A 14922-nucleotide genomic window follows, 5' to 3' on the forward strand; every position below is an offset into this window, starting at 1 on the left:
GCAAACGGAGCCGGAATATGGTGATTTCTTGGGAAGGGTGCACCCAGGAACCGGGTATCCCCCCGGCGGATCGACTACCGAGGGGATCACCATGGCCATCTGCGAGACCTGCGGCAACGACTACGACATGGCGTTCGAGGTGCACGCGCAGGGTGCGGTGCACACCTTCGACTGCTTCCAGTGCGCGATCGAGGCCATGGCGCCGATCTGCGAGCACTGCGGCACCAAGGTCATCGGGCACGGCGTCCAGTCGGGCGAGCATTGGTACTGCTGCGCGCACTGCGCCCGCCAGGAGGGCAGCGAGGGCATCGTCGACCGGGTGATGGCGGGCAGCGCCACCACCTGACCCCTGACTACGCCAGCAGGGGACGCAGCCGCGCGACGGCCTCCGCCAGCGGCTCCGCCGGCACCGGAACGGCCAGATCGAGCGCCACGTCGCCGTCCCGGTGCTCCCACACGCCCGCGACCCGCCCCTCGTGCACGACGACGGGGGAGATCCAGCCCGCCTGGCGGCTCACCTTGGCCTTGAGCTCCGGCGGGATGAGCGGGGCGAGCGTGCGCGGCGCGCCCAGGATGTACTGGTCGAAGCCCGGCAGCAGGTGCACGGCCGCGGACGGGCGGCCGGCGGCCAGCTCGTCCACGTGCTCCGAGAGCGCGAGCAGCGTGAGCCCGTCGTCGGTCCCGACCTCGGTCAGCTCGGGCGCGAGCGCGCGGAACCAGCCCTTCAGCACCGCCTTGCGCGCCGTCCCGCCGAACAGCCACGCGTCGAACATCTCCGGCGTCGCCGGGCCGTGCGCGCCCAGATAGGCGCGCGCCACCCGCACGCCCGCCTCCTCGTGCGGCGGCAGCTCGCCCGGCCAGCCCGGCAGCCAGCCCGCGGGGGTGGTGAAGGTCACCCTGCCCTCGCGCGGCGGGCCGTAGCACAGCTCGCCCAGGCGGCTGAGCGGCTTGAGCAGCGCGCCCCAGCCGGATGCCAGCGCCTCGCGCAGCCGGGTCCGGCCGGTCATCGTCACCACGGCGTCGACCAGTTCCTCCCGGGTCAGCGGCTCGCCCTTCAGCGCCTCGGGAACCGCCTCCATGATCACGGCGATCTCGTCGGCCGTCACCCCGTGGCCGCGCTGCCACGAGCCCTTCTCCCAGAACCGCAGCGTCGCGAGCGCCGCGCAGTAGGAGGCCAGCTCGTCCGCGGGCACCAGGTGCAGCGTGCCGCCCCGCATGAGCCAGGTCTTGACCAGCGTGCGCTCGGACCACAGGGCGCGGGCCACCTCCCCGCGCTCCGGCTCGGCCTGGCGGACCGCCACCGCCAGCTCCGCCGACGAGGCCACCTGCGCCTGCACGCCGCACAGCCGCCGGGCGACGCTCACGGCGTCGCCGCCGTCGGCGCCGCTCACGAACTGCCTGCGCAGCCGCCAGGCGAGGATCTGCCCCCAGCTCACCCGAATCGTCATCCGCCTTTTCTACCGGACCCGGCCGACATTCCCGCCGGCCGGATCACGGGCTCAGGCGGTGAAGCCGATGTTCTCGTAGTGCAGGTCGTAGAAGCCGCGCGCGCCCACGTTGGCCAGCGTCTCCTTCACGGCCACGTTCTGGGGCCGCTGGTAGAGGGGCAGGACGTTGACCTCCTGCCACAGCAGCCGGTCGGCGGCGTTGGCGAGCGAGCGCCCCTCGGCCGGGTCCAGGCTCTGCGCGGCCCGGCTCATGGCCTCGTCGATGGCCGCCGACCCGGTGCGGCCGAAGTTGGCGTTCCACGTCTTGCCGTCGGGGGCATTCGCGTAGATGCCGAAGCTGCTGGACACGGGGTACGGCGTGCCGATGTAGGAGAACGGCGTGATGTCGAAGTTGCCGGGGATCACGTAGCTGGTGAAGAAGTCGCCGCTGGGCACCGACTGGATGGTCAGCTTCACCCCGATCTGGGCGAGCATGCTCTGCGCCAGCTCCCCCTCCTGCTTGCTGATCTGCACCCCGGACGGCACCACGAAGCGCAGCTCCAGCGGTTTGCCGTTCTTCCGCCGCACCGCGCCGTCGAGCCGCCAGCCGGCCGCGTCCAGGAGCTGCCGCGCCCGCGTGGGGTTGTAGGCCCCGTGCTCGCCGGCGTTGTCCTGGTAGCCCTCCTGGGTGTTCATGAAGAAGTGGTTGTCGAGCAGCGCGATCGGCCAGTCGAGGCCCTGCAGGTCGGACTGCGCGATGGCCTGCCGGTTGATGCCGAGCTGCACGGCCCGGCGCACGTCGCGGTCACGCAGCAGCTCGCTGGAGCCGTTGAAGGTGAAGTGCCGGAAGTCGGGCCCGGCGGCCTGCCGTACCTGGGCGCCCGAGGTGGCCCTGGCCCGCGCGTAGTCGGGCGCGGACGGGCCCACGTCGATGATGTCGAGCTCGCCGTTGCTGAACGCGCCGATCAGCGAGTCCTGCTCGGCCGCCCGGTAGATGATCCGGTCGAGCTTGGCCCGGTCGCCCCACCACGCGTCGTCCCGTACCAGCGTGACCGTCTTGGCCGTCTGGTCGAACCCGCCGAACTTGAACGGCCCCGCCGTCACCGGGATCCTGTTGAGCCACCCGGTGTTGAACGCCTCCGCCGAGGAGTTGGTGGCGGCCGGCAGCAGCGGCCCGAACAGCGACTGCCAGTCGCCGAACGGCCGCGCGAACGTCACCACCACCTCGTGGTCGTCCTTGCCCCGCGCCACCTTCTCGATGTCCTGGTAGCCGGTCGCGGAGGCGATGCGGTAGGCGGGGTCCTTGCCGTTGAGCGCCCGCCACTGGGCCTGGTAGTCGGCCCAGGTGATCGGCTTGCCGTCGGACCAGTGCGCCTTCGGGTTGAGCGTGTAGGTGACGACCTGCCGCGGCCGCCGCGCCGTCACCTCGGCCTCCAGCACGTAGTCGCGGTCGGGCGTGATCTCCGCCTTCTCGTCGGAGTAGAACGGCGCGGGCAGCAGCGCGTTGCTGACCGACGCCGCCACCGCCAGGTTGCCGTCGACGTGGTTGCGGTTCCACTGCGCGGGCAGCTCGTTGATGCCCCACCGGAGCGTGCCGCCGTCCTTGACCTGGTCGCGCGGGCGCGGGTTGATGTCGAACGCCCTGATCGTACGGTCGTCGCCCCGGCCCCCGGTGCCTCCCGCGCCGCCGCCGGAGCGGCCCCCGCAGCCCGCCAGGGCCAGCGGCGCGGCCACGGCCAGGGCGAGGACGAGACGTGCTGCTTTCATCGAGCGGTTCCTCCTGGTCTAAACGACGACACGCCTCTCGGCGTAATGGCAGGCCGCGCCGTGGTCCTCGCCCAGCGTCCGCACGTCGGGCTCCACCAGGACGCAGAGCCCGCGCTCGTCGTCGGTGAGCTCGCCACGGAACTTGGGGCACCTGGTGCGGAAGCGGCAGCCCGTCGGAGGGTCGGCCGGGCTGGGCAGGTCGCCCTCCAGCAGGATCCGCCGCCGGGAACGCTCGCGCGCCGGGTCGGGCAGCGGGATCGCTGACAGCAGGGCCTGGGTGTACGGATGCATCGGGGCGTCGTAGACGGCGTCGACCCGGCCGATCTCGGCGATCCTGCCGAGGTACATGACCGCCACACGGTCGGCGAGATGCCGCACCACGGCCAGGTCGTGCGCCACGAACAGGTAGGACAGCCCGAGCCTGGCCCGCAATGCGCCGAGCAGGTTGATCACGCCGGCCTGGATCGACACGTCCAGCGCCGAGACCGGCTCGTCCAGCACCAGCAGCCGGGGCTCCAGCGCCAGCGCCCGCGCGATGCCGACGCGCTGCCGCTGCCCACCGGAGAAGTCCTGCGGGTAGCGGGCGGCGTGCTCGGGATCCAGGCCGACCAGCGCCAGCAGCTCGGCCACCCGCCGCCCCGGCTGCCGGTGCCCGTGCGTGCGCAGCGGCTCGGCCACGATGTCGTGGACGGTCATGCGCGGGTCGAGCGAGGCCAGCGGGTCCTGGAAGACCACCTGCAGGTCGCGCCGGATCGCGGTGCGCTCGCCCCGGCCGAGCCGGGAGGTGTCGCGGCCGAGCACGACGATGCGGCCGGCCTGCGGGGCGGCCAGCTCCAGGATCTGGGTCAGCGTCGTGGTCTTGCCGCTGCCCGACTCGCCGACCAGGGCCAGCGTCTCGCCCTCGCGGATGTCGAAGCCGACCCCGGCGACCGCGTGCACGGTGCCCACCCGCCGCCTGAACACAGCGCCCTTGACCAGTGGGTAGTCCTTGACCAGGCCGCTGACCTCCAGCACCGTCCGCCGGTGCCGCGCCCGCGAGCCTCCCGGCGGCTCGGCGCCGTCCTCGCCGCCCGCGCCGGAACCGGCGGCATCGGGAGGGCCGACGGGGCCGGCGGGGCCGACGGGGCCGGCGACGTCGGCGAGGCCAAGACGGCCAGCGAGGCCGGCGTCGGCGACGCCGACCGGGCCGGTGGCGTCGGCGAGGGCGACGGGGCGCACGTCCTCCCAGCGGATGCACGCCGCGCGATGCCCCTCGCCCACCTCGTACAGCGGGGGCTCGCGCTCGTCGCAGGCGGCCACGCGCAGCGGGCAGCGCGGCGCGAACGGGCAGCCGGGCGGCAGCGCGGCGGGGGAGGGCGGGCTGCCCTCGATCGGCGTCAGCCGCCCGCCGTGGCGGTCGATGCGCGGCACCGAGCCCAGCAGGCCCACGGTGTAGGGCATGCGCGGCCGGTAGTAGACGTCGTCGACGCCGCCGACCTCGACGGGGCGGCCGGCGTACATGACGAGCACCCGATCGGCGAAGCCGGCCACCACCCCGAGATCGTGCGTGATCATGATGATGGCCGCGCCGGTCTTGCGCTGCGCCGTCTTCAGCACCTCCAGCACCTGCGCCTGTACGGTGACGTCGAGCGCGGTGGTCGGCTCGTCGCAGATGATCACGTCGGGGTCGTTGGCGATGGCCATCGCGATCATCACGCGCTGCCGCATCCCGCCGGAGAACTCGTGCGGGAAGGCGAGCGCCCGCTCGGCCGGACGCGGGATGCCGACGAGCTCCAGCAGCTCCACCGCCTTGACCAGGGCGTTCTCCTTGCTCACGCGCTGGTGTACGCGCACGGCCTCGGCGATCTGGTCGCCCACCCGGTAGACCGGCGTGAGCGCCGACAGCGGGTCCTGGAACACCATGGAGATCGTCCGGCCACGCAGCGCGTCGAGCTCGCGGGCGGGCGCGCCGATCAGCTCCTTGCCGTGCAGCCGCACCGACCCGGTGACGCGCGCCCCCGGCGGCAGCAGGCCCATGACGGCCGCCGAGGCGACGGACTTGCCCGACCCCGACTCGCCGACGATGGCCAGCACCTCGCCGGGCCGCACCGCGTAGCCGACGCCGCGCACGGCCGGCACGCCGCCGAAGGTGACGCCGAGGTCGGTGACCTCCAGGACCGGTCTCATCGTGCCCTCTTCGCCGCCGGGTCGAACGCGTCGCGCAGCGCGTCGCCGACGAGGTTGACCGCGAGCACCGTGACCACCAGCAGCCCGGCCACGAACCAGAACGTCCACGGCGCGTACATGGCCGTCCTCGACCCGTCGGCGATCAGCGTGCCGAACGACACGTCGGGCGGCTGGATGCCGAACCCGAAGTAGGACAGCGACGTCTCGGTCAGGATGGCCGCGCTGACGTTGAGCGTGGCGTCCACGACGAGCAGCGACGACAGGTTGGGGATCACGTGCCGGAAGACGATGCGCACCGGCGGCACCCCCATGTAGCGGGCGGCCTGGATGAACTCCCGCTCCTTGAGCGAGATCGTCATCCCCCTGACGACCTTGGAGGTCACCATCCACAGGAACAGCGCCAGCATGACCACGAACAACGCCCATTGCCCGGCCCCGAACAATGGCGACATGATCGCCAGCACGAGGAAGGCGGGCAGCACGAGCAGCAGGTCGGTCGTCCAGCTCAGCACGCGGTCGGTCCAGCCGAGGAAGTAGCCGGCGAACGCGCCGACGAGGGCCGCGAGCGTCGTGGAGACCAGCGCCGCCAGCAGGCCCACGACCAGCGACTTCTGCATGCCGCGCAGGGTGAGGGCGAAGACGTCGGCGCCCGTTTGGAGCGTTCCGAACCAGTGGTCGGCGGAGGGCGGCTGCAGGAACGCGGTGAAGTCCTTGTCGGTGTAGCTCCACCGGCTGACCAGCGGCCCGGCGAAGGCCAGCAGGAACATCGCCGCCAGCACCGCGAAGCCCGCGATCCCCTGCGGGGAGCGGAAGAACCGCCCGGCCACCACCCGCATCCGGGAGGGGACGCGCGCGACCGCGCCGTCGCTCAGCTCCTCGGCCAGCTCCTCCTGCGACAGCGTCATGCGGACCGCACCCTCGGATCGAGCGCCGCGTGCAGCAGGTCGGCGGCGAGTGAGGCGCACAGCACCGCGACGCCCGCGAGCAGCGAGATGGCGGCGACCGTGTTGACGTCGTTGCTGAAGATCGAGTTGATGAGCTGCTCGCCCAGCCCGTGCCAGCCGAAGATCTTCTCGGTGAACGTGGCCCCGGTCAGCAGCGCCCCGAACGTGAAGGCGAAGTAGGTCGCCACCGGGATCAGCGCCGTGCGCAGCGCGTGCCGGACCAGCGCCTTGCGCCGGCTCAGCCCCTTGGCCACGGCGGTGCGCACGTAGTCGGCGCCGAGCACGTCGAGCATCATGTTGCGCTGGTAGCGGCTGAAGACGGCGGCGAGCCCGACGGACAGCGAGATCGTCGGCAGGATGAGGTGCTGCACCCGGTCGACGGCCTGCCCCCAGAACCCGGCGGTCAGCCCGTCGGTGTGCTCGCCGCTGACCAGCAGCACCTGGTGGCCGAAGACCCGTTCGTTGGCCCAGGACGCCAGCAGGATCAGCATGTTGGCCACCACGACCACCGGCACCGCGAGCACCACGAACGACAGGCCGGTGGAGAGCCGGTCGAACCAGCCGTACTGCCGGACCGCGGCGAGCGCTCCGGCCAGCACCCCGATCAGGCTGCCGAAGAACACCCCCAGGATCACCAGCCGGAACGTCACGCTCATGCGCCGCCTGAGGTCGTCGCCGACCGGCGAACCGGTGATCGTCCTGCCGAAGTCGCCCCGGACCACCCCGCCCGCCCAGGTGGCGTAGCGCTGCAGCAGCGGGACCTTGTCGTTGAGGTTGAGCGCGGCGAGCTGCGCGTCGACCACGGCCGGCGGCGGCTTGGGCGTGCGGTCAGCGTAGTTGGAGCGCGGGTCGAGGGCGACGGCGGCCAGCAGATAGGAGAGGCTGGCGGCCACCACGACGAGCACGGTGTAGCCGAGCAGCCTGCGGACCAGGAACCCGGCCATCGCCCTCCCTCCGCCGAGCACGCTACGCAGTCATATAGCTACACCATGCGACGGGTGGGCGCACGCAGCAGGAAGAAGTCAGCGGCCGGAAAGTTCGTCCACGGCGGCGGCGACGTCCTCGCTCGTGATCGTGGTCAGCTCGGCCGCACTGGCCGCCGAGCCGGCCCCGGCCTGCGCGGCCAGGCGTACGTCCCGGCGCATCGCGGCGCGCTCGAACAGCGAACGGGCGAAGCGGCCGTTGCCGAGGCCGTCGATCAGCCGCTCCGCGCAGACCCAGGTGAAGACCTCGTCGAGGTTGCGCAGCGCGCCCTCGTCGAAGGTGTCGCCCGCCTTGGACGCGAGCAGGACCGCGATCTCGCTCAGCTCGGCGGGGGAGTAGCTGGGGAAGGCCACGCGCTGGTTGAACCGGCTGGCCAGGCCGGGGTTGGTGGCGAGGAAGCCGTCCATCTCGCGCTCGTAGCCGGCCAGCACGACGACGAGCCGGTCGCGGTCGTCCTCGGCCCGCTTGAGCAGCGTCTGCACGGCCTCGGCGCCGAAGGCGTCGCCGCCCTGGTAGCCGGGGTTGATCAGGCTGTAGGCCTCGTCGATGAACAGCACCCCGCCGAGCGCCCGGTCGATCAGCTCGTTGGTCTTGATCGCGGTGGCGCCGAGGTGCTGGCCGACCAGGTCGGCGCGGTGCGCCTCGACCACGTCGGGCCTGGCCAGCAGGCCGAGCGCGGCGAAGACGCGGCCGAGGACCCGGGCGACGGTGGTCTTGCCGGTGCCGGGCGGCCCCACGAAGACGAAGTGGCGCATCTGCTGCGGCGTGGGCAGCCCGCGCTCCTGCCGCATGCGGGCCACCTGGAGCTGCGCGGCGATGGCGTGCACCTGCCGCTTGACCGGGGCCAGGCCCGCCATGCGGTCGAGGTCGGCGAGCGCCTCCTCCAGCGTGGGGGTGGCGGCGTAGCCGCGGAAGCGGGCGGTGAGGTCGTCGAACGCCTTGGTGACGTCGGCCGTGGTGGTCGTCACGAGGTCGGCGGTGGTCGGCGTGCCGCCCGCGCCCACCACGCGTACGTCGCGGGCCTGCGCGGCGGCCTCGACCAGGCTGCGGGCGAAGCGGGCGTTGCCCAGCTCGTCGACCAGGCCGCGGCGGTGCACGTCGTCGTACAGGCCGAGCAGGACGCGCCGGGTCTCGTGGCTCATCTGGTCGCCCCGCCGCCGCTGGAGCAGCTCGGTGACCTCGACGAGCTCCTGCGGGGAGTAGCCGGGGAAGCGTACGCGGGTGGCGAAGCGGCTGGCCAGGCCGGGGTTGCTGGACAGGAAGCCGCTCATCTCCTGCTCGTAGCCGGCCAGGATGATGATCACCCGGTCGCGGTCGTCCTCGGCCCGCTTGAGCAGGGTCTGCACGGCCTCGGCGCCGAACCGGTCGGGCTGGCCGTCGGAGGAGTTGACCAGCCCGTACGCCTCGTCGATGAACAGCACCCCGCCGAGCGCCCGGTCGACCAGCTCGTTGGTCTTGATCGCGGTCGCGCCCAGGAACTCGCCCACCAGGTCGGCGCGCTGCGCCTCGACCACGTAGGGGGTCTCCAGCAGGCCGAACGCGTAGAAGATCTTGGCGAGCGCGCGGGCCACCGAGGTCTTGCCGGTGCCGGGCGGGCCGACGAAGACGAAGTGACGGGTGGGCCGCTCGCTGGCGTAGCCCGCCTCGGCGCGCAGCCGGGACGCCTCGATGGAGGCGGCGATCGAGCGCACCTGCTCCTTGACCGGGGCGAGCCCGATCATGCTCTCCAGCTCGGCGAGCGCGTCCTCGACGGAGATCTGGGGCGGCCCGCCCGGTTTGTCCAGGGCGGTCTCGGGACGGCCCTCGCGGGCCCTGACCCTGACCTGCTCCTCGACGGCGTTCTCGGCCCTGGTCCGGCGGGCCAGCAGGAGGCGCTGGACGAGGACGGCGAGCGCGGCGGCGTACGCGACCCAGACCGAGATGGTGGCGGAGACGGGGGACAGGGCCGCGGCGAGCAGGCCGGCGGGCAGGAGCGCCGTCAGAGTGGTCACCCACGGTGTCACCCAGCGGATGAGGTGCGCGGCGGCGGCGACCGGCAGGGCCAGCCCGACCATCAGGTGCACCGCGAACGAGCCCGCGGGGTAGAGGCGCGCGAACGCCTGGAGGGCGAGCGCCATCCAGCACACCACCACCAGCGTGGTGGCGGCGGCGCGGGGGAAGCGCATGGTGAGTGCGATGAAGGCGAGCGCCAGCAGGACGAGGGGGAAGGTGCTCAGCAGGTCCCAGCCGAGGGCCGCGCCCACTCCCATCGTCGCGACGAGCACGACCACGTAGAGCACCCGCCGCACCCCAGGAGGGATCCGGAAGTAGCGCTCCCGCACCTGTTCGAACAGATCCCGCGCTGCGGCCCGCCCCGCGGCCTGGGCCCTGCCGGACTCATGCATCACGCCTCCCCGGTCCGCCCCCGGTTATACCGCACTGGACGGACGATTAGGCGTTTCTGACACGCTGGGCCGAGGTCACGAAAGCGGCGATCTGACGGCCGAGCTCGGCGCCGGCGTCCTCCTGGAGGAAGTGCCCGGCGCCCTTGATCACGGGATGCTCCAGGCCGGAGGCCCCTGCCATCGACTTGAGCAGGATCGGCCGCATGCCTCCGGTGATCGGGTCGCCGTCGGAGAAGGCCACCAGGAACGGGCGGTCCAGCGTGGTGAGAACCCGCCAGGCTGCGCGGTTGGCGGGCGCGGCGGGGTCGTCGGGGGAGGTGGGCACGAGGCCGGGCATGGCTCGGGGGCCCGCCTTGTAGGTCTCGTCGGGGAACGGCGCGTCGTAGGCGGCCCGCACCTCGGGCGGCAGCGGGGTCCTGCACCCGGCCTGTACGAACCGGGCGACGTCGAGCGCCGGGGCGTTGAGCACGGACTCGCGGAACCGGTGCCAGACCTCGGGCATGGGAATGTCACCCGTCGGCAACCCCGTGTTGGCGGCCACGATCCCGGCCACCCGCTCCGGGTGCTCGGCGGCGATCCGCAGCCCGATGAGGCCGCCCCAGTCCTGGCCGACCACGGTCATGCCGCGCAGGCCGAGCGCGTCGAGCAGCAGGGCCCTGGTCCATTCGACGTGCCTGGCGTAGGTGTGGTCGGCGAGGCCGGCGGGCTTGTCGGAGCGGCCGAAGCCGATCAGGTCGGGCGCGATCGCCCGCAGCCCGGCCGCGGCCAGCTCGGTCATGACGTGGCGGTAGAGGAAGGACCAGCTCGGCTCGCCGTGCAGCAGCACGACCGGCGCGCCGCCGGCGGGGCCGGCCTCCACGTACGCCATCCGCAGGCCGTCGCCCACCTCGGCGTATCGGGGCTCGTAGGGGAAGTCGGGCAGTCCGGCGAAGCGCTCGTCGGGAGTACGCAGGATCCGCATAGAACAAAACTCTAGTCACCGGCGCTGGTGCCGCCCAGGGAACTCGCCCACCGACACCTGCTTGGGCGTCACCCGCAGCACGTCGGCGTCGGCGAGCGCGATGCCGCGCACCTCCACCCAGAACCGCCGCTGGAGCGGGTCGGCGGCGAACACCGCCACGCGCGGATCGGCCTCGATCGCCTCCCACGCCTCGGTCCCCGCGATCAGGCGCAGCTCGCCGGTGGAGGTGACGGAGGCCGCCGCGCCGGCGACCCGGGGGCCGAGGCCGTCGCCGTAGGACAGGACGACGTCGCGGGCGTAGGAGATGGTCCGGCGCGCCTCGGCGGTCAGCGCGGCCGACGGCCCGGATCCCATGGGCAGGTCGCACATGACCAGCGCGGCCCGCCACGGCCCGGGGCCGCCCCGCCACCAGGCCAGCGCCGCCCGCGCCGCGAACACCGCCACCGCCGCCGCGAGCGCCCCCAGCCCGATCCGCCAGGCCCACGCCGAGCCCAGCAGCCCGCCGGCCGCGCAGGCGGCGGCGGCCAGCACGACCAGCAGCGTCGCGGCCACGAGCCACCGGTCGTCCGCGCGGCGGGCGCGCAGGCAGCCGCGCACCACCGGGTACGGCACCGCCAGCGCCGCCACGGCCGCCCGCGGCTCCACGACGAGCGCCCCGCCCACCACCGGCACCAGCACCGACCACGTCCTGACGAGGACGATCCAGAGCGTGACCCCGACGTCGCGCCGCGCCGTGCGGTCGGGGCCGGCGAGCAGCGCCTGCTCCAGAGCGCGCAGCGGCCGGCCGCGCCAGGACTCCGCCATCGCCCGCACGGCGGCGAGCGCCGGCCAGCCGAGCACGACGACGCCCGCCAGCCCGGCCCACACCGGGTCGAGCGCGCGGGGCACGGCGGGCGCCGTCCCGAGCACCAGCCAGGCGGCGAAGGCCGGCACCGACGCCACGGCGGCCACCACGCCCGCGCCGAGCCACGGGTCCCGTCCGAACATGGCGGGCACGTACGACCAGACCCGGACCCGCCGCGCCTGCCGCACCGTGAGCGGCACCAGCAGCGCGAGCACCGCGAGCCCGGCGAGCCGCGCCCGCGTCCCCCAGTCGAAGGCGAGCGCTGCCGCCGCGATGGCGACGGTGGCCACGGCGACCAGCAGCCTGGCCTGCCGCGACCAGACCTCCAGCGCCCGCCTGGCCCTGCCGGTGTCGCGCGGGTCCACGGGCCAGGCCGGATCGTGGTGCGGGCGGGGCCGTTCCCAGCGCAGCAGCGCCAGCGCCAGGTTCACCCTGGCCTGCGGATGGGCGGGGGCGACGGCCAGCGCCGCGCGGTAGCGGCGTACGGCGCGGGCGTGGTCGCCGCGCAGCAGCGCGAGGTCGCCCAGCAGGACCTCGGGGTCGGCCTCCTCGGGTGCGAACCTCCTGGCCTGCTCGGCGTGCTCGACCGCCGCCGGCCAGCGACCGGGGCGGCGGCGCAGGACCGCGGCGAGGCGCAGGCGGGCGAGCCAGGAGCCGGGCGCCAGCGCCACGGCCCGCTCGGCGGCGGGCAGCGCGTCGGCGTCGCGGCCGAGCCGCTCGTGGGCGAGGCTGATGAGCCGGTACGCCCACTCGGCCCCGGGATCGAGGTCGGCGGCGCGGTGGGCGGCCTCCAGCGCGGATTCGGGGCGGCCGGTGTTCAGCCTGGTCAGCGCCTCGTCGCACCACTCGCGTGAGGACCTATCCTGAATGTCATCGTTCCTACCACTTGGATCGGTCCCCACTCCTCCATGATCGGTTGGGGGGCCGACGTTGGATAGATACCGACATATGGCTGTATCTCACTAGAGAGGTGCGCCAGACCGTGGATCAGGCGATACCGCTATGACAAGCGCGTGCCATGGCCTAAGCTGCCACGCAAGCCGGAGCGCAAGAGCCGGGGCGCCGCCGTCCTGAAGGGGCGGGCGCGAGACCGTGGCGCGCGAGCGGCCGACCACCTGCGCGTGCGGGCCCTGTCAGCGGATCGGCCTGCAAGGAGGCCCATGACCGTCACACAGGCCGCACCGCTCGTCAAGACTTCCGCGAGCCGGCCGGGCGAGCGACGCTGGTCCGTCCTGGCGCTGCTCTGCCTGGCGCTGCTGCTCATCACGGTGGACGCGACGGTTCTGCACATCGCGGTGCCCGCGCTCACCGCCGCGCTCGAACCGAGCGCGGTGCAGCTCCTGTGGATCATCGACGTCTACTCGCTCGTCGTCGCGCCGCTGCTCATCATGTTCGGCACGCTCGGCGACAAGTACGGACGCAAACGCCTGGTCCTGTGCGGCTTCGTACTGTTCGGCCTGGCCTCGGCGGGGGCCGCGTTCGCCCCGACGCCGCTGACGCTGATCCTGGCCAGGGCACTGCTCGGCGTCGGCGGCGCGATGATCATGCCGGCCACGCTCTCGCTCATCCGCCAGGTCTTCACCGACCGGCGCGAGCGGGCCGTCGCGCTCGGCATCTGGAGCGCGGTGGCCGCGGCCGGCGCCGCCGTCGGGCCGCTCGTCGGCGGGGTGCTGGTCGGCTTCTGGTGGGGCGCGGTCTTCCTGATCAACGTGCCGATCCTGCTCGTGCTGCTGCCCGCCGCCGTCCGCCTGCTGCCCGAATCGCCCGTACGCAGGGACCGCCCCTGGGACGCCGCGGGCGCGGCGCTGTCGGTCGTCGGCCTCCTGGCGCTGGCCTTCGGGCTCAAGGAGGCCGGTTCGGGCACCCTCATGCCGATGTGGGCGTCGCTGCTGGTGTTCCTGGCGGGAGCCGGGCTGCTCGTCGCCTTCGTCAGGCGGCAGCGGCGGCTGGCCGTGCCGCTGCTGGAGCTCGGGCTGTTCCGGCGGCGCGAGTTCACCACCGGCGTCACCGGGGTGCTGCTCGGCGTCTTCGCGCTGGTCGGGCTCCAGCTCATGCTCGCCCAGTACCTGCAGCTCGTGCTCGGCGACAGCCCGGTGCGCGCGGCGGTGCGCATGCTGCCGCTGGTGCTGTCGGCGATCTGCGGCGGGCTCGCGGCGGCCCGCATCCTGCCGCGCCTCGGCCTGCGGGCCACGATGAGCGGCGGGCTCGGGCTGGTCGCGCTGGCCCTCACGCCGACGCTGAGCTGGGGCGTCGAAGGGCATCCCGTGATGCTGGCCGTCTGCTTCGTCGGCATCGGGTTCGGGGTGCAGGTGGCGCTGCTGGCCGCCTCCGACACCATCATGTCCGCGGTCCCCGAGTCCCGGGCGGGAGGGGCGGCGGCCATCGAGGAGACCGCGTACGAGCTGGGCGCCGGCCTCGGCGTCGCCGTGCTCGGCACCATCACCGCCATCGCCTACGCCCCCGCACTGAGCGCCGTGCCCGGGGTTCCCGCGGCCTCCATGGACGAGGCCCGCCAGTCCCTGGCCTCGGCCGCGCACGTCGCGCACCAGGTGGGCGGCAGCGCGGGCGGCGCGCTGCTCGACGCCGCCCGGTGGGCCTTCGTCAACGCCCTGCACACGACCGTCGTCGTGAGCGTCGTCCTGTTGAGCCTGACGGCCGTCGCGGTGGCCGTGCTGCTCCGCCGTGATTGAGGTGTGCCATGTCCCGTACCGGGCAGTCAACTACCGTGAAACAGGTCTCCCGTGATGTCGCGGCCTTAGTCGCCCGCCTGTGCGTGGGCGGGATCTTCTTCGCCAACGGATGGGCCAAGCTGGAGGACGGCCTGAAGCTCACCGGCTCCAAGTTCCTGGAGCAGGGCGCGCCCGCGCCGCAGGCATGGGCCACGGTCACGATGCTCGCCGAGCTCATCGGCGGGGCCCTGCTGATCGCCGGGCTGGCGGTCTCCGTCACGGGCCTGTTCCTCTTCGCCGAGGCGCTGGCGGTCTTCGTCGTCGCGCCGCCGCTCAACCCGATCACCGTGAACGAGATCGTCCTGCTCGGCGCGGCGTCGCTGCTGCTGGCCGTGGTGGGGGCCGGGCGGGTGTCGGTCGACCACATGGTGGTGATCCGGCGGCGGGAGGCGGCGGCGGCCGACGAGTTCGCCGCCGACCACGACGCCGAGCGGGTCATCGCGTCCTTCCGCGACCCGGACGCCCCGGCGCGGCCCGCGGACGAGGCCGGGGAGCCCCCCGCCGCGGAGCAGCAGACCGCCCCGCCCGAGACCCCTCCCGCGGACCCGCCCGAGGAGCGCTCCGCCACCGAGGACACCGCGCCGCACCCACGCCCGCGCGCCGCCGCTTCCAAGCGCACCGAGGAGCGGGCCCCCGCCCCGGGCGACACGCTGGTCGCCGGGCGCAAGAAGCCCGCCGCCCGGAGCAGGCGCACGTCCGACGAGTGAGGACCGGGG

General features: G+C 73.7%; 11 protein-coding genes. 3 read left to right on the top strand and 8 right to left on the bottom strand.

The annotated features are described in order from the left end of the window. The first annotated feature begins 91 nt into the window (after positions 1-91). On the top strand, positions 92-346 hold the full coding sequence (locus SMD20_RS43065) for a hypothetical protein (RefSeq protein WP_329592298.1): 255 nt from the start codon (positions 92-94) through the stop codon (positions 344-346). A gap of 7 nt (positions 347-353) precedes the next feature. Here the strand turns inward: SMD20_RS43065 and SMD20_RS43070 are convergent, their stop codons facing one another. From SMD20_RS43070 to SMD20_RS43105, 8 genes are all read right to left on the bottom strand, one after another. Beyond that, positions 354-1448: a DNA glycosylase AlkZ-like family protein gene (locus tag SMD20_RS43070; protein ID WP_329592300.1), complete on the bottom strand. Its 1095-nt coding sequence runs from the start codon at positions 1446-1448 to the stop codon at positions 354-356. 51 nt (positions 1449-1499) lie between these two features. Continuing rightward, positions 1500-3194 (bottom strand): ABC transporter family substrate-binding protein, encoded by a 1695-nt coding sequence (locus tag SMD20_RS43075; protein WP_329592302.1) that lies wholly within the window; start codon positions 3192-3194, stop codon positions 1500-1502. An 18-nt stretch (positions 3195-3212) separates the two neighbouring features. Continuing rightward, positions 3213-5360 (bottom strand): dipeptide ABC transporter ATP-binding protein, encoded by a 2148-nt coding sequence (locus tag SMD20_RS43080; protein WP_329592304.1) that lies wholly within the window; start codon positions 5358-5360, stop codon positions 3213-3215. Further along, entirely contained in the window at positions 5357-6265 is a 909-nt protein-coding gene (locus SMD20_RS43085) for an ABC transporter permease (protein WP_329592306.1), read from the bottom strand. Before SMD20_RS43085 ends, SMD20_RS43080 begins: the two co-directional genes overlap by 4 nt. After that, complete coding sequence (locus SMD20_RS43090; RefSeq protein ID WP_329592308.1) at positions 6262-7248, bottom strand: ABC transporter permease; 987 nt, start codon at positions 7246-7248, stop codon at positions 6262-6264. Before SMD20_RS43090 ends, SMD20_RS43085 begins: the two co-directional genes overlap by 4 nt. A gap of 78 nt (positions 7249-7326) precedes the next feature. Continuing rightward, positions 7327-9672 (bottom strand): AAA family ATPase, encoded by a 2346-nt coding sequence (locus SMD20_RS43095; protein ID WP_329592310.1) that lies wholly within the window; start codon positions 9670-9672, stop codon positions 7327-7329. A gap of 46 nt (positions 9673-9718) precedes the next feature. Next, the gene (locus SMD20_RS43100; protein WP_329592312.1) at positions 9719-10633 is read right to left on the bottom strand and encodes a haloalkane dehalogenase; all 915 of its coding nucleotides are present in this window, start codon (positions 10631-10633) and stop codon (positions 9719-9721) included. A 15-nt stretch (positions 10634-10648) separates the two neighbouring features. Continuing rightward, positions 10649-12379, bottom strand: a complete 1731-nt coding sequence (locus SMD20_RS43105) for a tetratricopeptide repeat protein (RefSeq protein WP_329592314.1) — start codon at positions 12377-12379, stop codon at positions 10649-10651. Between the two features lie 258 nt (positions 12380-12637). On the opposite strand from SMD20_RS43105, the gene SMD20_RS43110 reads away from it, so the two are divergent. Both SMD20_RS43110 and SMD20_RS43115 read left to right on the top strand, forming a co-directional pair. Then, positions 12638-14167, top strand: a complete 1530-nt coding sequence (locus SMD20_RS43110) for an MFS transporter (protein ID WP_329592317.1) — start codon at positions 12638-12640, stop codon at positions 14165-14167. 35 nt (positions 14168-14202) lie between these two features. After that, positions 14203-14913: a DoxX family protein gene (locus SMD20_RS43115; protein ID WP_329592318.1), complete on the top strand. Its 711-nt coding sequence runs from the start codon at positions 14203-14205 to the stop codon at positions 14911-14913. Positions 14914-14922: the final 9 nt, after the last annotated feature.

The sequence above is a fragment of the Nonomuraea sp. LP-02 genome (assembly GCF_036289125.1).
GTDB classification, from domain to species: Bacteria; Actinomycetota; Actinomycetes; order Streptosporangiales; family Streptosporangiaceae; genus Nonomuraea; species Nonomuraea bangladeshensis.